This is a genomic window from Segatella hominis, assembly GCF_019249725.2.
In the GTDB taxonomy this organism is placed as follows: domain Bacteria; phylum Bacteroidota; class Bacteroidia; order Bacteroidales; family Bacteroidaceae; genus Prevotella.
Genome location: NZ_CP137559.1, coordinates 1,904,093 through 1,923,948, shown reverse-complemented (window position 1 = coordinate 1,923,948; position 19,856 = coordinate 1,904,093). Strand labels below are relative to the sequence as shown.

The following is a 19,856-nucleotide window of genomic DNA, read 5'->3' as shown; positions in this document are numbered from 1 at the left end:
TAGATAATTGTTGGAATGATACTTTAAGTATCAGTTTTAACCCGCTGTTCCGTCAGCGGTAGCCTACCGACCGATGCACCTTAATGTTGTATTAAGCGGTCGGGACAAAGTACACTTTCACAAGACAAGACAGAACCGTGAGGGGAAGTCAAGTATGGTTAGTATCATACCGTAGAGTGGCGAGGCTGGATAGTATGGTTAGCGTAAGCGAACTGTTAGTAAACTTCGTAAAGTCGTAAAAGAGTGCAAGATACTGATACACTCTACCCAAAATGGGATGCGGTCAGATAATCCTCTCCATGGTAGGATTACACGGATGTAAAGACCGTCGGAGGATGAGACAGAACCTAACCTATCCGTTAGTTATCTATGTGGAACATGGTAAGCCTGTACATCTCCTGTCAGACAAAAGACAGGTAAGCTGAAAGTAATGGATGCTGAATGATGTGCAGGTATAAGATAACAGAGAAAGCGAATGCCGTTCTGTAATGGGACGGATAGGGTTTGAGCCACTTATCACGAGTTGACAAGGGACAACATCAACCTACCACGAAAGTGGGCAGACTTCTGTGGTAATGTTTGGGAGGCAAATACCCAACATTAGCCAAATGGTAATTCTTTACAATAAACTTTTAGAACTTTTTAAAGTAGGAATGCAAATGAACGATAAAATCAAAGAAAATCTCCTCGACCAATCGTGTGCGCCGACTGACAACCTGCAATCAAATTGGGACAGAATAGACTGGACTAAGGCGGAGCAAGCTGTTAAGAAGCTTCAAGCTCGTATTGTAAAGGCTCAGAAGGAAGGCAGACATAACAAGGTGAAAGCCTTGCAATGGACGCTTACCCACTCTTTTTACGCAAAAGCCTTAGCCGTAAAGAGGGTTACTTCTAACGGGGGTGGTTGTACTCCTGGGGTTGACAAAGAAATATGGGATACCCCTAAAGCTAAAACGCAAGCAATAACCCAACTCAAACGCAGAGGCTACCAGCCAATGCCGCTGAGAAGAGTTCATATCAAGAAGAGCAACGGCAAACTGCGACCGTTGGGAATACCGACAATGAAAGACAGAGCCATGCAAGCACTCTATCTTATGGCATTGGAGCCTGTATCAGAAACTACAGCTGATACTCGTTCATACGGTTTCCGCAAGGAACGCTGCTGTATGGATGCAGTACAGCAATGTCATAACATTCTCCGAAAGGGATATTCTCCCGAATGGATTTTGGAGGGTGACATAAAAGGGTGTTTTGACCATATCAGCCATGAGTGGTTACTTGCCAATATCCCAATGGATAAGGCAATACTCCGAAAATGGTTGAAATGTGGCTATGTTTTCAACAAGCAAATGTTCCCGACCGAGGAAGGAACACCGCAAGGTGGTATAATTTCTCCGACACTTGCCAATATGACTTTGGACGGATTGCAGAAAGCTCTTGCAGATAGATATAAGCGCCATCATGTTAATGGTAAGTTGTATTCACCAATGGTGAACCTTGTACGTTATGCGGATGATTTTATCATCACTTGCGAGAACAAGGAAACTCTTGAAAATGAAATCAAGCCATTGGTTGCTGAATTTATGTCTGAAAGAGGTCTGACCTTATCAGAGGAAAAGACGGTGATAACCAACGTGCATGACGGTTTTGATTTTCTTGGCTTTAATATCCGCAAATACGGCAAGGACATATTGACCAAGCCGACAAAGAAATCCGAGAAACGCTTTATGGAGAATATCCGTAAGGTAATTAAGGAGAACAAGGGTTGCAGACAGGAGTCGTTAATCAGAATATTGAACTCTAAAATCCGAGGATGGGGAGGTTATTATCAGCATGGAGCGACACGTGATTCATTTCACAGAATCGACCATCAGATATTCCTCTCACTATGGCAATGGGCAAAACGCCGTCATTCCAAGAAAGGGAAACGGTGGATAAAAGACCGATATTGGCATGACATTCGAGGGAACAAATGGACTTTCGCTTCAAAATTCAAGAAACCAAACGGAAAGGAAGACCAATTGACATTATTGTCTCTGACTTCATCGTTTCCATTCCTGCAATACACGCAGATTAAAGGAGACATGAACCCGTTTGATGCAGACTGTCGTCTGTACTTCTATAAAAGAAAGAAGTCGAAAATGCTTGTTACGCTAAAAGGACGCAAGTCACTGCTGTACCTATGGGAAAAGCAAGGACGCAAATGTCCTATATGCGGTGAGCCTATTGATACGCACAAGGCATGGAATGTCATGCCAACCGTTCAAAACGGAAAGAAATGCAATCTGTTGGTTCATGATGAATGTTTTAAATTATCCCGCAAATCAAATGGAAACAAGAAGTAGTTTGAGCCGGTCTCTGCATACAAACAGAGGCTTAGAAAAGCTTGAGCCGTATGAGGGGAAACTCTCATGTACGGTTCTTAGGGGGGAAGAGGGCAGCAATGCCCTTGACCTACCCGATCGACCGTCAGACTTGGCACAGCGTGACGGTCGAGGCGTGCGTGCCGGCAACGAGATTGCCAAGCTGTATGCCGACAACAAGGTTGATGTCATCATCTATGCGGTGGAAAAGTCGCTTGACTCGTACAAGTTCAATCTGCTGCACTGCAAGCAGACGTTCATCTCACAGTTGAAAAGCGGAGCCTTGGGGGCGAGAACCATTGACGAGGGAGCAATGGACGAGAAATCGGGCATGAATTTTTCCGAGTATATGGCTATTCTCTCCGGAAATACCGACTTGCTTGACAAGGCGAAGTTGGAGAAGAAGATTGCTTCTCTGGAGGGTGAGCGCAAATCGTTTAACAAGGGCAAACGTGACTCAGAAACAAAGTTGCAGTCAAAGACGGCAGAGTTGGGCAACAACAAAGCCTCTCTCAAGGGAATGACCGAGGACTACGGCAAGTTTATGGGCAAAGCCAAGAAAGACAAGGACGGAAACATCCTCAACCTCATCACTCTTGATGGTGTGGAGTCCACGAACTTAGAGGTTATAGGAAAGCATCTGCAAATGTTGGCGGAGAAAGAGACAACTGGCGGACAATACAAGCGGATTGGAGAAATCTACGGATTCCCAGTCAAGATTGTCAGCGAGACAAGTTTCGAGAATGGTCTTCCATTTGTTGACAACCGCTTTTTTGTCGAGGGCAATTACAAGTACCAGTACAACTACGGTCACATTGCCAAGTCGGACCCGATAGCAGCGGCAAACAACTTTCTGAATGCCTTACAGAAGATACCAAGCTACATTGAGCAGTATGATTCAAGATGCAAGGCTTTGGAAAAGGAAATACCGCAACTGGAAGAGATAGCTGGCAAGACTTGGAAGAAAGAGGAAGAACTGAAACAATTGAAGTCTGAACTTGCCGCACTTGACCGAAAAATACAACTGGAACTTGCGCCGCCCACGCCCGAAGTCGCCGAAAAGGAGAACGAAGGGCAACAGGTCAAGCCGGAAGCGGAAGATGTGCGGAACAGGCAGGCGCAATATTCCGAAAATGCACCGCCGCAGATACGCAATCCATCGGAAAGTATTATCCCCAATCACACCATAACTGGGCATCCGGGGCTGTATGCCAAGGAGGAAACCCGGTTCAAAGGATTGAAAATATAACCTTAGGAATTTTATCTGAAGTATTAATAGGGGCTATCCCAAAAGGTCTAAAAGTAAATTTTATCCTCTCTGCAAGTATCTGTAGGATGGTAACTGCATTTTTTCTTTTTGGGCAGCCCTTATTAAAATTTATTCTTATTTTAGGTTATATACATTCATGTCCATTTATGTAAAAAATTCCTGCTGACCTTGTTTATGTCTTGTCAGTCACCATTTGCAAAACCATATTTGACCCTCAAAGAGGCTGAATTTGATAAGCAACTTGCTACATACTCATAAAAGGAGCTAAATAGAACACGAATGGGAAATACTCAAATGCCAAACTAAAGAAGATATTGGCCAAAATAAACGCTATACCGAGAGAGAAACTTGATTTTTCAACTTCCTAAAACGGTGTTGTTCAAACATTTCTACTTATTTGTACTTACCAGTTGAACCTACGCTTCCCTAATAAAATGTCTATGATAAAAAAAGTTAAAAAATCCTCCCACTTTTGTTAGATATATTTTTTTTGTGTAATTTTGTAATCGTTATGCGGCAGTAATAATATACATATTAATACGAGTTAGTAATCCTGTAGTTCTCACATGCTACGAGGAGGTATTAAAAGGTGCGTTTCGACAACGCATCTAATGTAGTATATTATTGCTTAATCCAAATGAATATTATAAATTTAGGAATTCTTGCTCACATTGATGCAGGAAAAACTTCCGTAACCGAGAATCTGCTGTTTGCCAGTGGAGCAACGGAAAAGTGCGGCCGTGTGGATAATGGTGACACCATAACAGACTCTATGGATATAGAGAAACGTAGAGGAATTACTGTCCGGGCTTCTACGACATCTATTATCTGGAACGGGGTGAAATGCAATATCATTGACACTCCGGGACACATGGATTTTATTGCGGAAGTGGAGCGGACATTCAAAATGCTTGATGGAGCAGTCCTCATCTTATCCGCAAAGGAAGGCATACAAGCGCAGACAAAGTTGCTGTTCAATACTTTACAGAAGCTGCAAATCCCGACAATTATATTTATCAATAAGATTGACCGTGCCGGTGTGAATTTGGAGCGTTTGTATCTGGATATAAAAACAAATCTGTCGCAAGATGTCCTGTGTATGCAAACTGTTGTCGATGGATCGGTTTATCCAGTTTGCTCCCAAACATATATAAAGGAAGAATACAAAGAATTTGTATGCGACCATGACGACAACATATTGGAACGATATTTGGCGGATAGCGAAATTCCACCGACTGATTATTGGAATACGATAATCGCTCTTGTGGCAAAAGCCAAAGTCTATCCGGTGCTACATGGATCAGCAATGTTCAATATCGGCATCAATGAGTTGATGGACGCCATCACTTCTTTTATACTTCCTCCGGCATCAGTCTCAGACAGACTTTCAGCTTATCTCTATAAGATAGAGCATGACCCCAAAGGACATAAAAGAAGTTTTCTAAAAATAATTGACGGAAGTCTGAGACTTAGAGACGTTGTAAGAATCAACGATTCGGAAAAATCCATCAAGATTAAAAATCTGAAAACTATTTATCAGGGCAGAGAGATAAATGTTGATGAAGTGGGTGCCAATGATATCGCGATTGTAGAGGATATGGAAGATTTTCGAATCGGAGATTATTTAGGTGCTGAGCCTTGTTTGATTCAAGGATTATCTCATCAGCATCCCGCTCTCAAATCCTCCGTCCGGCCAGACAAGCCCGAAGAGAGGAGCAAGGTTATATCCGCTCTGAATACATTGTGGATTGAAGACCCGTCTTTGTCCTTTTCCATAAACTCATATAGCGATGAATTGGAAATCTCGTTATATGGTTTGACCCAAAAGGAAATCATACAGACATTGCTGGAAGAACGGTTTTCCGTCAAGATCCATTTTGATGAGATCAAGACTATCTACAAAGAACGACCTGTAAAAAAGGTCAATAAGATTATTCAGATCGAAGTGCCACCCAACCCTTATTGGGCCACAATAGGGCTGACTCTTGAACCCTTGCCGTTAGGGACAGGGTTGCAGATCGAAAGTGACATCTCCTATGGTTATCTGAACCATTCTTTTCAAAATGCCGTTTTTGAAGGAATCCGTATGTCTTGCCAATCAGGATTACATGGATGGGAAGTGACAGATCTGAAAGTGACTTTTACTCAAGCCGAATATTATAGCCCGGTAAGTACACCTGCTGATTTCAGGCAGCTGACCCCTTATGTCTTCAGGCTGGCTTTGCAACAGTCAGGTGTGGACATTCTCGAACCGATGCTATATTTTGAGTTGCAGATACCCCAGGAGGCAAGTTCCAAAGCTATTACAGATTTGCAAAAAATGATGTCTGAGATTGAAGACATCAGTTGCAATAATGAGTGGTGTCATATTAAAGGGAAAGTTCCATTAAATACAAGTAAAGACTATGCCTCAGAAATAAGTTCATACACTAAGGGCTTAGGCATTTTTATGGTTAAGCCATGCGGGTATCAAATAACAAAAGGCGGTTATTCTGATAATATCCGCATGAACGAAAACGATAAACTTTTATTCATGTTTCAAAAAACAATGTCATCAAAATAATGGAGCGGTCAGGAAATTTCTATAAGGCAATACGGTTGGGATATATACTTATCTCCATTCTTATCGGATGTATGGCATATAATAGCCTCTATGAATGGCAGGAGATAGAAGCATTAGAACTTGGCAATAAAAAAATAGACGAGCTCCGAAAAGAAATAAACAATATCAATATTCAAATGATAAAATTTTCTCTATTGGGTGAAACGATACTGGAATGGAACGATAAAGATATCGAGCATTACCATGCACGGCGTATGGCAATGGACAGTATGCTCTGCCGTTTCAAGGTCACCTATCCAGCAGAGCGCATCGATAGTGTGCGCAGTCTTTTAGAGGATAAGGAACGACAGATGTTCCAGATAGTCCGGTTAATGGATGAACAACAATCTATTAACAAGAAGATAGCCAATCAAATTCCGGTTATTGTGCAGAAAAGTGTGCAGGAACAGTCCAAAAAGCCAAAACGAAAAGGTTTCTTGAGCATCTTCGGCAAAAAAGAGGGAACGAAGCCAACGACAACAACGACTACGCTCCGTTCATCCAATAGAAACATGGTCAACGAACAGAAAGCGCAGAGCCGTCGATTGTCAGAACAAGCCGATAGTCTTGCTGCCCGTAATGCAGAACTTAACAGACAACTGCAAGGATTGATTTGCCAAATCGAAAAGAAGGTACAATCTGATTTACAAAATAGAGAAAGCGAGATAACAGCCATGCGTAAAAAATCATTTATGCAGATAGGCGGCTTGATGGGATTTGTTCTTTTGCTGTTGGTCATTTCCTATATCATCATACACCGTGATGCAAAGAACATTAAACGATACAAACGCAAGACAACGGATTTGATCGAGCAATTGGAACAGTCCATGCAACAAAATGAGGTACTCATAACCTCCCGAAAGAAAGCGGTACATACTATTACCCATGAGTTGCGTACACCACTGACGGCAATAACCGGCTATACCGAACTTTTGCGGAAAGAATGCAATAGCGGTAATAATGGGCAATATATCCAAAATATACTGCAATCCTCCGACCGTATGCGGGATATGCTCAACACTTTGCTTGACTTCTTCCGCCTGGACAACGGCAAGGAACAGCCCCGTCTGTCACCCTGCCGGATTTCTGCAATCACGCACACACTTGAAACGGAGTTCATGCCTGTTGCCGTGAACAAAGGGCTGTCCTTGTCCGTGAAGACTGGACACGATGCCATTGTATTGACCGACAAAGAGCGAATAATACAAATCGGGAATAACCTGCTGTCAAACGCTGTCAAGTTCACAGAAGAAGGCGGTGTTTCTTTGATTACTGAATATGATAATGGAGTTCTGACACTGGTCGTTGAAGATACAGGTACAGGCATGACAGAAGAGGAACAGAAACAAGCGTTCGGTGCGTTTGAACGTCTATCAAATGCCGCCGCAAAGGAGGGTTTCGGGCTTGGGCTTGCCATAATGCGTAATATTGTGTCGATGCTTGGCGGAACAATCCGTTTGGACAGCAAGAAAGGGAAAGGCAGTCGTTTCACAGTTGAAATTTCTATGCAGGAAGCTGAAGAACAGCTTGGATATACAAGCGATACACCTGTTTATCATAACAATAAATTCCATGATGTTGTCGCTATTGACAATGATGAGGTATTACTTCTGATGCTGAAAGAGATGTATTCCCAAGAAGGAATACACTGCGACACTTGCACCGATGCTGCGGCACTGATGGAAATGATACGCCAGAAAGAATACAGCCTGTTGCTGACAGACTTGAATATGCCCGGTATAAACGGTTTCGAATTGCTGGAACTGTTGCGTTCGTCCAACGTGGGCAATTCACCAACAATCCCGGTGGTTGTGGCAACCGCTTCGGGCAGTTGTAACAAAGGGGAACTATTGGCAAAAGGCTTTGCCGGATGCCTGTTCAAGCCGTTCTCCATATCGGAACTGATGGAAGTTTCCGACAAATGTGCCATAAAAGCGACACCGGACGGAGAACCTGATTTTTCAGCCTTGCTGTCTTACGGCAATGAAGCCGTCATGCTGGATAAGTTGATGACGGAAACTGAAAAAGAGATGCAGGCGGTACAGGATGCGGCAATAGAGAAAGACCTGCAAAAGCTGGATTCTCTTACACACCACCTGCGCAGCTCGTGGGAAGTACTACGTGCCGACCAACCGCTAAGGGAACTTTACGGATTGCTTCATGGCGATACACTCCCGGATGGTGAAGCGTTAAGCCGTGCTGTGACTGCCGTGTTGGAAAAAGGAGCGGAAATAATCCGGTTGGCAGAAAAGGAAAGGAGAAAATACGAAGATGGATAAGACAAAAATAATTGTGGTGGAAGACAACATTGTGTATTGCGAATATGTCTGCAATATGCTGTCACGGGAGGGCTACCACACTATGAAGGCTTACCATCTCTCAACCGCGAAGAAACATCTGCAACAGGCAACGGATAATGACATCGTGGTTGCCGACCTGCGTCTGCCTGACGGTAACGGTATAGACCTTTTGCGCTGGATGCGAAAGGAGGGAAAGATGCAACCCTTCATTATCATGACCGACTATGCCGAAGTGCATACCGCAGTGGAAAGCATGAAGCTCGGTTCGATAGACTATATCCCCAAACAGCTTGTGGAGGATAAACTGGTCCCTCTTCTCCGTTCCATACAGAAAGAACGACAGGCGGGACAACGCCGTATGCCCGTGTTTGCCCGTGAAGGTTCCGCCTTTCAGAAAATCATGCACCGTATAAGGCTGGTAGCCGCTACCGATATGAGCGTGATGATATTCGGAGAGAACGGAACAGGTAAAGAACATATTGCCCACCACCTGCACGACAAAAGTAAACGGGCAGGCAAGCCATTCGTGGCGGTGGACTGCGGTTCACTCACTAAAGAGCTTGCACCATCAGCTTTCTTCGGACACGTCAAGGGCGCGTTCACGGGTGCGGATAGTACCAAGAAAGGGTATTTCTATGAAGCGGAAGGCGGCACGCTGTTTCTGGACGAGGTGGGCAACCTTGCGTTAGAAACCCAACAGATGTTACTCCGTGCCATACAAGAGAGGCGGTATCGCCCGATCGGTGACAAATCGGACAGAAGTTTCAATGTTCGCATCATCGCCGCCACCAATGAGGATCTGGAGGCGGCAGTGAGTGAAAAGCGTTTCCGGCAGGATCTGTTTTACCGTCTGCATGACTTCGGGATAACCGTTCCGCCCTTGCGTGACTGTCAGGAGGACATCTTGCCGTTGGCGGAGTTCTTCCGCGAGATAGCCAACAAGGAATTGGAATGCAATGTGAGCGGTTTCAGTTCCGAAGCACGTAAAGCGTTGCTGACACACGCATGGCCGGGCAACGTGCGGGAACTTCGGCAAAAGATAATGGGAGCTGTATTGCAAGCGCAGGAAGGTGTGGCGACGAAAGAACATCTGGAGCTTGCCGTAATCAAACCTACCTCACACGTCAGTTTCGCCCTGCGCAATGACGTGGAGGATAAGGAACGGATATTACGGGCGTTGAAACAGGCAAACGGCAACCGGAGTGTCGCCGCAGAACTGCTCGGAATAGGCAGAACAACACTATACAGCAAACTTGAAGAGTATGGACTTAAATATAAATTCAAGCAATCATAGCCCGTAATTCACTGAATTTGGCTATCTTTGCATAACATTTGAGAAAAACGGCGATTGGCAGGAGCTTTTTGCCGCCAACATATAGGATAAGACCGCAAGGCGTTTCAAGCGAAAATCTGGTAAATTGGAACTACGGAGACGATTGCGTGATGCTTATGCTATGCTTATGCATAGCGTGCATTCACGTACTCTCCGTAAAGGCTTTACCAGAGCCATCGCTTGAAGGTAGTGTGAATTGCACGCTACTTTTTTTACCCTTGCCTAACGAAAGGAAACGATTATGGGTAAAGTTCAGATTCTCGCCGTACTGACGATGGACGGATGTCTTTCTTCAGAGTTATATGATAAAGCACATCAGGATTTGTGCCTTGACCGTTGCGGTCTTGATGAAATCAGGGAGAAAGCCCTTTACCATGTCACACCGGACTATTCCATTTCAATGCTGCACGAATGGCGGAAAGACGGTACAAACATTCGTTACCTCGCGGAAGCCACACCAGACACGTCGGACTATATCAACGGACTGCTGCGTATGCACGCTGTGGACGAAATCATACTATACACCGTTCCTTTCATCGCGGGAACAGGACGGCATTTTTTCAAATCGGCTCTGCCGGAGCAACACTGGACGCTTTCCTCCTTGAAAAGCTATTCCAACGGTGTATGTCGCATTATCTATATCCTTGATAAAAAAGCAAGATAGCCAAAATGTGCGGCAAGCATACATTTCTATTTTCAGGAATAGAATAAATGTTCTGATTACAAACAATTTAAGTCGGAGATAATTTGTCCTTGTGAAAAAATATTGAATTTTATGCCTTTGAAATCCAGCACCTTGTAAAATTGAGTGTTGGATTTAATATTTTCTGCCGCGCTTTTTGCCAATTATATTTATGTGCGCACGCAGAAAACAAAGTGTAATTTTCAAAATTGACAGAACCATGAATTATTTCTTGTTGGCGGAAACCGACTTTTTCCGCCTGATAAACGAAGCCGGCGACTGCAATATGGAAACGGCATACACGGCTTTCGCCACCCAAGTGATCGAACTGTGCAACGGCGGCATGGACATGAACCTTACCGTCATCGCGCTTGCCTACATCGAAATCGAGTTGCAGCACCATCCCGTGCGTAATCTGTCAGAAGAAAAAAGAGAGATTGCCGCCTACGTCAGCAAGGCTCTGTCTTTCGTAAGAAAGATGCAGAAATTCCTTGCCACGCCCCAAGTGCCACCACTAATATCCGCCAATAACGCAACAGAAACCACCGCCAGCCTCCTGCAATGGACGGGCAATGCCATCGACCTCGTGGAACTTATCTACGGCATCGACGAGATGGGCTGCATCAACAACGGCAACATGCCGCTCAAACAGCTTGCCCCGCTCCTTTACAAGATATTCGGGGTTGAGTCGAAGGACTGCTACCGTTTCTACACCGACATCAAACGCCGGAAGAACGAAAGCCGCACCTACTTCCTTGACAGAATGCAGGAGAAATTGAACGAGAGGATGCTGCGCGATGATGAGTTGGATCGTATGAGGAGATAAAAAACAAATTCATTAGAATAAATCACATCAATTCAATTCATTATTTTGTTATATTAGAAAAAGATATTAACTTTGCATTGAAATTGATATAGTCATAATTCAGATGAACTCAATACACGATATAACAGACTACATTATCTTACGAGTAAAATCGGAAGATAGATTTGCGTCTTTAATAAATTTAAAGTTGCAGAAGTTATTGTATTATGTTCAAGCATGGTCTTATGGTATCAATAAAAAACCTATGTTTGACGGCGAGTTTGAAGCATGGATTCATGGTCCGGTAAATCGAGAAATCTACAATCGATTTAATTCTACAAAATATCTCTATTCAGAAATCAATATTGATGATTGCATGAATCACAATGTGAGTTTATCATCAGAAGACGCTGAATTTATTGACTTTATATTGGAGAATTATCTTAAATATAGCGGTGCTGAATTAGAACGATTGTCCCACAATGAGATGCCTTGGATTGAAACACGTGGAGATTTAAATGTAAATGAGCGTTGTGACAAGGTTATTACTCCAGAACTAATGATTGAGTATTATGGGAAAAAATGGGAAACTATTAAATCTTAATTCAGATTCTCCTAAATACGGAAACAAATCATTAGTTACCAAAGAACAAGAAAATGAGTTAAAGAGAAGGAAGATAACTTTTTCCTTCTCTTACTTTAAGCAGATACCTAATTTTCAGATTGGAGAGTGTTCTAAGGGATGGCATATTGGGCTTCTTGAACGATTAGGTGCTTTGGGTACTATGACACCGCAAGAAGTATTAGAAGAAAATAGAGGTAGTATTGCATTAAGATGTCATCCAATAGATTGGAGTGCTAAAAACATTCCTATTCAACGAAAAGATTTAGATTGGCTACCAAAAGAAATATTGGACAATGAGACAGATTTTCCAATAATGCAATTTTCGATAACAAAAAGTACGGGGCGTATTGTAGGTTATTTTGATCGGGATTCTTCTATATTTCACATAGTATTATTAGATCCTGAACATAATATACAACCGGCAAAGAAAACTAATTATCAAATACAACCAACTACAAAAGGGTTATCTCAATATGATGATTTATTAAATAAGTTGGAACGAATTAAAAGTATCGTATCAGATTGTTCTGATAAAAAGTGCAAATTGCATTCACATATTAGTGTTATAGAAGAATTACATGACAATATTGTTTATATAGGACTTGATAATGACTTCTATAGCACTTATCAAGAAATCTTAAAGAAAATTCCATTGCAAAAAATTTTGGAAAACGGAATCTTAGTAAGTATGGATAATGCTTAAGTTCTAAAAAAATGAAGAAAGGTTTATGGTAAGCCTTTCTTCATTTTTTTATTTACTTCTGCTGCAACAAATGCTTCAGGTTGTCATCGCCTGCGATGCGCTCCAGTTCATCCTGCACAATCTGCTTCACCTCTTCCTTGATGCGCCGGTAGTTCGCCTGCACCGTTTCCTTCATGTGGTCGTTGCCGTCCTCGTCCGTGAAATCGGTAATGACAGGAATTTTCTTGTAGGCACTTTCCTCCCGTTTGACCTTTTCGGCATCCACCACAATCTCGCAGTGGAAAATCTTCTGCTCGATGCGCTCGTTGAAGTTGTCGGACACAGAACCGACAAACATACCTTGGGTGAGTCCGCTAATCTTGCTTGGCGGAATGAGACTGTCCATCTGGGTATTGATGGATGTAGAGACATCCTGACGGTTGATGGAAATGGATTGACGCTTTTGGAGCACTTTTCCAAAACGCTCGGATAAAGTCTTGGCGGTTTCGCCAACGACCTGCCCGCTGAAGATATTACCAACGGTATTGATAACCACCTTAGCCTCCTTGTCTCCATAATCACGAACCAACTGCGAGAAGTCCTGAAAACCCAGGCAGACGGCAACCTTGTTGCTTCGTGCCGTGGCAATCAGATTATCCAAGCCTTTGAAATAGATAGTCGGCAACTCGTCAATGATAACGGATGATTTGAGTTGTCCCTTCTTGTTGATGAGTTTCACGATGCGGCTGTTGTACAAGCCGAGTGCAGCACCATAAATGTTCTGACGGTCGGGATTGTTGCCGACACATAGAATCTTCGGTTCTTCGGGATTGTTGATGTCGAGTGTAAACTCGCTTGCGGACATCACCCAGTAGAGTTGTGGTGAGATCATTCTTGAAAGTGGAATCTTTGCGCTTGCAATCTGCCCCGCTAACTGCTCCATCGCTCCACCTTGCCATGCATCCATGAATGGAGAAAGATAGTTCTCCAGTTCGGGATAGCTCGTCAGAATCGGAAAGACATCCTCGTATCTGCGGTTAAGCAATTCGATGGCATGGGGAAAGGTACAATACTTTCCGTTTTTATAGATGCGCAAATACCAGATGATAGCTGCAAAGAGGATAATCGGACTTTCCACAAAGAAGTCGCCCTGCTTCTGAACCCACGTCTTGTTGAGGTTGAGCATGATGGTGTATGCACTTTCGTAAGCATCGGAAATATCACTCATGAAATCCGGGTGAATCGGATTGCAGCGATGACTTCTGCGAGGATCGTCAAAGTTGATGACATAGAACTGGGGCTTGACCTTATATCCATTCTGATGGTTCATCATGTGATTGTAGGCAATCGTCGAAAGGTCGGGAAACTTGAAATCATAGATATACATCGAGTAACCCTTCTCTATCTGCTGTTTGATGTAGTTGTTCACTACAGCAAAGGACTTACCACTACCCGGTGTACCTAACACGATGGTGGCACGGAATGGATTGACCACGTTGATCCATCCTCTCTGCCATTTCTTCTTGTAGTAGAAGCGAGTGGGAAGATTGACAGAATACTCGTTCTCCATGAGTTTGGTCTCCTGCATGAAACTCTCGTTCTCATTATTGAAGACATCCTCCATGAGGTTGTGTTTCAAGAGTCTACTCATCCAGAGTCCTCCCATCAACAGGCAGATATAACCCGCTGTCATTGTAAAGATGTACAGCGTGGCATTGCCCAAATGAGATATAGGCAACAATAATATCCACCAGTTGAGGAAGAACAGACAGAAACCTACGACAAGAACCGTCCAAATCTTGCTCCAACTCATCTTCTCTGCCTTTACGCCCTTGGTTCCCAAGCATGAGAGAGCCAAGAGTAAGAGCGAGAACAATTTTGTGTAGAGGATAGAATGAAATAAACTACCTGTACGGTTGAAGTTAATCAGGATTCTGTCAACAACCCCGATTGTCACTCCCCACATGCGCATTGCCTCATAGCAATACCAATATACATTCATAATTGCGAGTATAATACTCACGGCACGGAGAAAATCCATTATTTTTCCCAATGCTCTCAAATCGTCTTCTTGTGCCATTGTTTTTCTGTTTTGAAGTTATACCTTGATAATACGATTAAAGGTTTCTCCCTTTTCGCTTCTTTTTCTTTCTGCGTAACTCTCTATCGAATGCTGCTTCCTGTGCCTCATTTGATGAACCTCCTCCAGACATAAGTCCAAGACCGCTGCCGTACTCATCGAACAAGCCAGAGCTTTGAAGTTCCTTCTCCAAGACAACGCCATCTTCCGTTGGAATGGTAAGCGGTATCGGTTGCTCATTCTCGTAAGGCAAGGTGAAGAGCTCCTGCAGGGCATTGGCAGAAAGATTCGTTCCAAGCCTTGAACCATTGAAAACGCTTTGGGTGCGGTGGTCAATGAATGTTGCTCCGTAGATACGGCCGTCAGCTGTATGGCGGAAAACAACATCAATGCCCTTTGCTTTCAGAAGTTCTATGAACTTATCCTTATGGTATGTCTGCTTCAAGACTGCTTCTACGCTATGACGGGTCATCTCGGAGAGTTTCTTGTCTTCCTTGAACTTCTTGGTAGAATAAGCGAACCGCTTTTCTATCGCCTCCACACCGACAGACTTATCAATCTTGGAAGCCTTGAAAGGATTTCCAACTTTGTTGCCCTGTCCGTCCGTGGCAGAATAGACAAAACCATGATACTCACGACCGCCAACTTCGCCTCTGACTTCCTCCAAGGATATATTATATAAGGAAAGAAGTGCACGGTATTCGCCCAAGGACTGGAACCTGTAGGTAGCGCAGAGAGATTTTACGGTATTGGCAACCTGCTTTTTCACATTGCCTTGGCTTATATCCACCTTGCGGAGTGGATTGTCTGCCTGGCGTTGCTTGCGGTCTGCCTTGTGGAGATTGTACTTCTCCTCCAAGTCACGGGTGATAGCCTTGCTCCTATGGTAGTTGTATCGGCTATCCAAACACTTGCCGTTTTCATCCACTCGGATGGTCACGATGTGCATGTGATGACGGTCGATGTCCTCATGCTTGTAAACCATGTATGGCTGGTTGCCATATCCCATGCGCTCCAAGTATTCACGGGCGATGTTCTCCATTTCCATATCCGTCAGCACATCATCTGGATGCGGATTCAAGGATATATGCACGACAGGCTTCTCTGTTCTGATGTGCGGAGAAAGGTATCGCTGGAAATCACGCAAGGCATTGGCGATGCTCGTCTTTCCCGAACAATCATCGAAGATCTTGTTTGTAGCCAAGAGTTTTCCCTCTTCCTTGTTAATCTTCTCACCATTGTATGCCAGAGCCCCATACAATGAACTTCCAAAACTTATCTTTGCGACCATCTTTCCTCAAACTTACGGGTTAGTTCAACAATCTCACGGGTAAGAGAGACCAGTTCCCTGGTGCAATTCTCCAGCTTATAGAGCAAAGCCATCGCCTTTTTCTCTGAGAAATGACAACGGAGTTCCTTGACAACCTGGTTGTAGTTGTTGCCAATCATTCGGTACTGCGAGTGAAAAGAAGAAAGCTTGGTGTAGTATTCCACCAGTGTCTTGTCCTCGCGCAGCACCTTGAACGGCTCGCCGAAGATGCGTGCCTTGGCAAAGACAGCCTTTGCCTTCACATCAGTCTGCTCATACATGACGAGGAATTTCATCCACTCGTCATCGTCGAACCGAAGCATCACATGGTGCGACTTCGGGTTCAGCTTGGGGATTCGTCCCCCTCGTTTTCTTTCTGTGTTCATATTAAAATGGATTAAGTGGTACATGCGGCAATAATGGAATTGCACAAACTATCGTCAGATTGGAACATGGGGAGCCCGACTTCGGAGAGGCTACCAACCCGGCAGGGCAAGGTCTTTGAGGTACCCTCGAACATCTGCTGCGCTCGGAAGAATGAAAAGGAACTTTTCTTCTTCACTCGCTGGCACGATGTTACGGAGAGTAACTCCAAAGGTTTTGAGTAACTCAAAACATACCTTGCTATGTCTTTGAGGACATAAAAATCCGCTTAGGGTGGATTGAAGTTAGCCTTCGTAAGAAGCTGTCCCCATCCCGAATGGAAGCTGTTCGGGAAATCCAGTCCTTTGCGGAGCATCAAGCCTTAGTTCTTCTCGGAACGATATGGATGCGCTATCCATCGCTTTGCCTTTCGGGTGCAAAATTACGGCTAAAAAAGCACCCTTGGAACAGATGCACCCCAGACAACCACTGCAACTATCGGCAACATGCTGCCACAGGATTTGAAAACCATTGTTTTTCGGATTTTTCGTTGTTACTTTGCAGCGTGAATGACAGACATACGTGTCTTGAATGATGCAAAACAGACGGCATATTCAGATGCTCCAATGCAGTCATATAAAACGTATTACATGTAATATGATAAAACGTTTGACATGCAAACAGAATGATATGGCTGCACGGAAAAGGAATGACATATAGGTGTACCATAAAACATTACAGTATGAAATTAGACAGACATTAAAACTGCTTGTCTGATACGAATACAGAATGATTGTCAAGGATGCCTGTATGTTATATGGAATACAGACCTGCATCGTAACATATTGTCTGTATCACCAACAAGAATACAGTATATTATAACAATAAACAAGATGTATAACTCATAAAAAGACAAACATGAAGAAAGAACCAACATTCATCGCCTTCTCCACCCAAAAGGGAGGGGCTGGCAAGACAACACTAACGGTGTTGATGGCAAGTTACCTTTATTATGTCAGAGGCTACGATGTCGTGGTGGTTGACTGCGACTTTCCACAGTTCAGCATCAAAGACATGAGAGAACGTGACATGCAGAGTATCGAGAGCAACGAGTATCTGTTGAGACAGACACATGAGATGATGAAACGAACTGGCAAACCTGCCTATCCAATCGTGGAGAGTCGTCCAGAAGAGGCAGTGGAAACTGTTAAGCCTTTCTTGGATATGGATACTCCGCCAGACTTCATCTTCTTCGACCTCGCAGGAACGATTGACAATCTCGGCGTGATAGATACCGTTGCTACAATGGACTACATCTTTTGCCCAATTACGGCAGACAACGTGGTATTGAGAAGTTCCATCATGTTCGCCAGCCAGTTGAATGATATGTTCGTCAGTGTCGGAAAGACCAATATCAAAGAGTTGAATATGCTTTGGAATATGGTTGATGCAAGAGAGAAGACAGACCTCTATGAGAAAGCTGGTCGTGTGATGGACGGATTGGGCTTGTCGGTTTTGGATACATTCATTCCCGACAGCAAGCGATTCAGAAAGGAATGTGCAGAGGATGGCAACAAAGCGGTATTCCGCTCCACAATCCTTCCTCCCGACAAGCAGTTGATAAAGGGCAGCAACATAGAGAAACTTGCTGACGAAATTCTATCAATCATCAAGAAGTAATGTGTATGGCAAAGAATCTGAAAGTAAACATCGACTCGGAAGAGTTCAGAAACTCATTCCGACCACACATGCCACCAAGCAGGGCGTCAACGGAAGAACCTATACAAAAGGAGGCTCCAAAGAACGAAGTCAGCAAACCGAAAGAAGCGATACCTTCCAAGGGTACTTCATATCTCATGGATGAATACCAAGAAAGGTACATCCGCAGGTCTGAGAATCCTGCTCGTTCTGGCAAGATGACATACATCCGAAAGGAGTATCATGAAACCATCATGCGCCTCGTGTCTGTCATTAACCGTGAGGACATGTCCTTGTCGGGTTATATAGACCATGTGCTGACAGAACATTTCCAAAAATATGGGGAAGTTATCAAAGAAGTGTATAAGAAGAATAACAAGGACATAATCATGTGGTAATATGGGAATAATGTTAGTGATAATTGTGCTCCTGTATTTTGTATGGAGCATAGCAGTTTTGGTGTTTGATGCCGACATCTGGCTTAGAAACAAGTTGGGAATAGAAAAGGTCAAGGTTGAACCTAAGGAGAACCCACCTATTCCTGCGGATGACTTCATCGTCAGACACATTTATACCGTCTCACCGAAAAAAGTCCCAACGGAAACTGTGCAAACTAAGCAGGAGGACGAGGGTGAAGTGATAAAGGAAAGTGAGGTTACATTCGAGGAAGACAGTTCTCCGAGGAAGTCCGCTCGCATCCCTGATGATAAGTTGGATGAAGTTTTCACAAATACACGTATTGAGGATGTTGGCGTGAAGTATGATGAATCGGAAGAAGAAGCAGTTGTTGAACAAGCAAGTGGCAATAGCTTCGAGGAGATAGACAAGGCTGTTGAAACGGCAAGCAAGCAGAATGCCACAAACAAAGAATGTGCTCATGCTGGCAAGGTGTTTTCTGAAATGGAAGGCAACGAGCTTTTCAACATGATAGCGGAGCGTTCCCAGATTATCAAACGCAGAATGAATGCGTTGATGGAATTGCACATGTCGAACATTTCCACCGTTAAGCCTATGTCGGAAAAAGCAACAAAGGTTATCGAAAAAAAGAAACTTGTTGTTCCTGAAAACTTCAAGGATTTCAATATTAGAGATTTTGTATAACAATTAAAACGTAAGAATTACGATGAAAAAAAGAAACAGTGTTAAAAGACAAATTCCTTCGATAGATGACAAGGAGTTGTATGAGATTTACATGAGAAATCATGATGAGTGCAAGAAGAAAATTCATAAGCAGATTGACGCTTGTCTTGATGAGGCTTTTCCAAACAGTTCTTCATACAAAGAGAATGATTTGGAGGGGGATGTAACATTTGGAAATTTCGAGATGGGACAGTTTGAACCAATTGATAGAACGGAGAAAAACCGTAGCGAGCAGTATGTAGATAAGTTCATGGTAGATGCAGACTTTACTGTAAGACCAAGAAAACAAATCTATATCAGAGAAGAGACCCATGAGCGCATTATGAGGCTTGTGAATGTCGTTGGCAAGGGACAGGTTTCCATGTCAAGTTACATTGATAACATCATCAACGAGCACTTCAACGTATATGATGCAGAAATTAAAACTGCATTTGAGGAAGGTATAAAGGCATATCGCCTCTAACAATAATAATAGTACACCAATGAAAAAGAAAGACTACGGCTAAAATCTCAGTTCGCCACTGAATCCACAAGTCGGCATTATGCCGCATGAGTAAACAAAAGTATCAACCGCCAAACGGGATCATCCAATCCCCAAGGCACA

Annotated in this window: 16 protein-coding genes; 13 read left to right on the top strand and 3 right to left on the bottom strand. The window is 43.5% G+C overall.

Annotated features, from left to right (window positions below; genetic code table 11):
* Positions 1-659 precede the first annotated feature (659 nt).
* The 9 genes from ltrA (at position 660) to KUA50_RS07965 (ending at position 12,683) form a co-directional block, all read left to right on the top strand.
* Entirely contained in the window at positions 660-2,345 is a 1,686-nt protein-coding gene (ltrA, locus tag KUA50_RS08005) for a group II intron reverse transcriptase/maturase (RefSeq protein ID WP_256624238.1), read from the top strand.
* A complete protein-coding gene (locus KUA50_RS08000; RefSeq protein ID WP_218456813.1) occupies positions 2,329-3,612 on the top strand; it encodes a DNA methylase in 1,284 nt (427 codons plus the stop codon). Before ltrA ends, KUA50_RS08000 begins: the two co-directional genes overlap by 17 nt.
* 658 nt (positions 3,613-4,270) lie before the next feature.
* Positions 4,271-6,196, top strand: a complete 1,926-nt coding sequence (tet(Q), locus tag KUA50_RS07995) for a tetracycline resistance ribosomal protection protein Tet(Q) (RefSeq protein ID WP_005861693.1) — start codon at positions 4,271-4,273, stop codon at positions 6,194-6,196.
* Positions 6,196-8,514, top strand: a complete 2,319-nt coding sequence (locus KUA50_RS07990) for an ATP-binding protein (protein WP_005861691.1) — start codon at positions 6,196-6,198, stop codon at positions 8,512-8,514. The genes tet(Q) and KUA50_RS07990 overlap by 1 nt, the downstream gene beginning before the upstream one ends.
* A complete protein-coding gene (locus KUA50_RS07985; protein ID WP_005861689.1) occupies positions 8,507-9,829 on the top strand; it encodes a sigma-54-dependent transcriptional regulator in 1,323 nt (440 codons plus the stop codon). Before KUA50_RS07990 ends, KUA50_RS07985 begins: the two co-directional genes overlap by 8 nt.
* Before the next feature lie 280 nt (positions 9,830-10,109).
* Positions 10,110-10,532, top strand: a complete 423-nt coding sequence (locus tag KUA50_RS07980) for a dihydrofolate reductase family protein (protein ID WP_005861687.1) — start codon at positions 10,110-10,112, stop codon at positions 10,530-10,532.
* 238 nt (positions 10,533-10,770) lie between these two features.
* Positions 10,771-11,376 carry an RteC domain-containing protein gene (locus tag KUA50_RS07975; protein WP_005861685.1) on the top strand — a complete coding sequence of 202 codons (606 nt, stop codon included), beginning with the start codon at positions 10,771-10,773 and terminating at the stop codon, positions 11,374-11,376.
* A gap of 103 nt (positions 11,377-11,479) precedes the next feature.
* Positions 11,480-11,959 carry a Panacea domain-containing protein gene (locus KUA50_RS07970; protein WP_004293873.1) on the top strand — a complete coding sequence of 160 codons (480 nt, stop codon included), beginning with the start codon at positions 11,480-11,482 and terminating at the stop codon, positions 11,957-11,959.
* On the top strand, positions 11,928-12,683 hold the full coding sequence (locus tag KUA50_RS07965) for a hypothetical protein (RefSeq protein ID WP_004293874.1): 756 nt from the start codon (positions 11,928-11,930) through the stop codon (positions 12,681-12,683). Before KUA50_RS07970 ends, KUA50_RS07965 begins: the two co-directional genes overlap by 32 nt.
* Before the next feature lie 52 nt (positions 12,684-12,735).
* Here the strand turns inward: KUA50_RS07965 and mobC are convergent, their stop codons facing one another.
* Genes mobC through mobA form a run of 3 tightly spaced genes read right to left on the bottom strand, consistent with a single transcriptional unit; the run spans position 12,736 to position 16,437 of the window.
* The gene (mobC, locus tag KUA50_RS07960) at positions 12,736-14,742 is read right to left on the bottom strand and encodes a conjugal transfer protein MobC (protein WP_218456814.1); all 2,007 of its coding nucleotides are present in this window, start codon (positions 14,740-14,742) and stop codon (positions 12,736-12,738) included.
* Between the two features lie 37 nt (positions 14,743-14,779).
* Positions 14,780-16,033 (bottom strand): conjugal transfer protein MobB, encoded by a 1,254-nt coding sequence (mobB, locus tag KUA50_RS07955; RefSeq protein WP_218456815.1) that lies wholly within the window; start codon positions 16,031-16,033, stop codon positions 14,780-14,782.
* A complete protein-coding gene (gene mobA / locus KUA50_RS07950) occupies positions 16,018-16,437 on the bottom strand; it encodes a conjugal transfer protein MobA (protein ID WP_032856281.1) in 420 nt (139 codons plus the stop codon). The genes mobB and mobA overlap by 16 nt, the downstream gene beginning before the upstream one ends.
* Before the next feature lie 895 nt (positions 16,438-17,332).
* Here mobA and KUA50_RS07945 point away from each other — a divergent pair.
* The 4 genes from KUA50_RS07945 to KUA50_RS07930 are packed head-to-tail and all read left to right on the top strand — an operon-like array spanning position 17,333 to position 19,715.
* Positions 17,333-18,094 (top strand): ParA family protein, encoded by a 762-nt coding sequence (locus KUA50_RS07945; RefSeq protein WP_117587563.1) that lies wholly within the window; start codon positions 17,333-17,335, stop codon positions 18,092-18,094.
* A gap of 5 nt (positions 18,095-18,099) precedes the next feature.
* Positions 18,100-18,510 carry a DUF3408 domain-containing protein gene (locus tag KUA50_RS07940; protein WP_117587574.1) on the top strand — a complete coding sequence of 137 codons (411 nt, stop codon included), beginning with the start codon at positions 18,100-18,102 and terminating at the stop codon, positions 18,508-18,510.
* A 10-nt stretch (positions 18,511-18,520) separates the two neighbouring features.
* Positions 18,521-19,213, top strand: coding sequence for a hypothetical protein (locus tag KUA50_RS07935; RefSeq protein WP_218456816.1), 693 nt, complete (start codon positions 18,521-18,523; stop codon positions 19,211-19,213).
* Positions 19,214-19,235: 22 nt separating this feature from the next.
* A complete protein-coding gene (locus tag KUA50_RS07930) occupies positions 19,236-19,715 on the top strand; it encodes a DUF3408 domain-containing protein (RefSeq protein ID WP_256624239.1) in 480 nt (159 codons plus the stop codon).
* The last annotated feature ends 141 nt before the right edge of the window (positions 19,716-19,856 follow it).

Coding starts and splice junctions, on each gene's coding strand:
- ltrA (WP_256624238.1), top strand. CDS start 660: ATGAACGATAAAATCAAAGAAAATCTCCTCGACCAATCGTGTGCGCCG.
- KUA50_RS08000 (WP_218456813.1), top strand. CDS start 2,329: ATGGAAACAAGAAGTAGTTTGAGCCGGTCTCTGCATACAAACAGAGGC.
- KUA50_RS07990 (WP_005861691.1), top strand. CDS start 6,196: ATGGAGCGGTCAGGAAATTTCTATAAGGCAATACGGTTGGGATATATA.
- KUA50_RS07985 (WP_005861689.1), top strand. CDS start 8,507: ATGGATAAGACAAAAATAATTGTGGTGGAAGACAACATTGTGTATTGC.
- KUA50_RS07980 (WP_005861687.1), top strand. CDS start 10,110: ATGGGTAAAGTTCAGATTCTCGCCGTACTGACGATGGACGGATGTCTT.
- KUA50_RS07975 (WP_005861685.1), top strand. CDS start 10,771: ATGAATTATTTCTTGTTGGCGGAAACCGACTTTTTCCGCCTGATAAAC.
- KUA50_RS07970 (WP_004293873.1), top strand. CDS start 11,480: ATGAACTCAATACACGATATAACAGACTACATTATCTTACGAGTAAAA.
- KUA50_RS07965 (WP_004293874.1), top strand. CDS start 11,928: ATGGGAAAAAATGGGAAACTATTAAATCTTAATTCAGATTCTCCTAAA.
- mobC (WP_218456814.1), bottom strand. CDS start 14,742: ATGGCACAAGAAGACGATTTGAGAGCATTGGGAAAAATAATGGATTTT.
- mobB (WP_218456815.1), bottom strand. CDS start 16,033: ATGGTCGCAAAGATAAGTTTTGGAAGTTCATTGTATGGGGCTCTGGCA.
- mobA (WP_032856281.1), bottom strand. CDS start 16,437: ATGAACACAGAAAGAAAACGAGGGGGACGAATCCCCAAGCTGAACCCG.
- KUA50_RS07945 (WP_117587563.1), top strand. CDS start 17,333: ATGAAGAAAGAACCAACATTCATCGCCTTCTCCACCCAAAAGGGAGGG.
- KUA50_RS07940 (WP_117587574.1), top strand. CDS start 18,100: ATGGCAAAGAATCTGAAAGTAAACATCGACTCGGAAGAGTTCAGAAAC.
- KUA50_RS07935 (WP_218456816.1), top strand. CDS start 18,521: ATGTTAGTGATAATTGTGCTCCTGTATTTTGTATGGAGCATAGCAGTT.
- KUA50_RS07930 (WP_256624239.1), top strand. CDS start 19,236: ATGAAAAAAAGAAACAGTGTTAAAAGACAAATTCCTTCGATAGATGAC.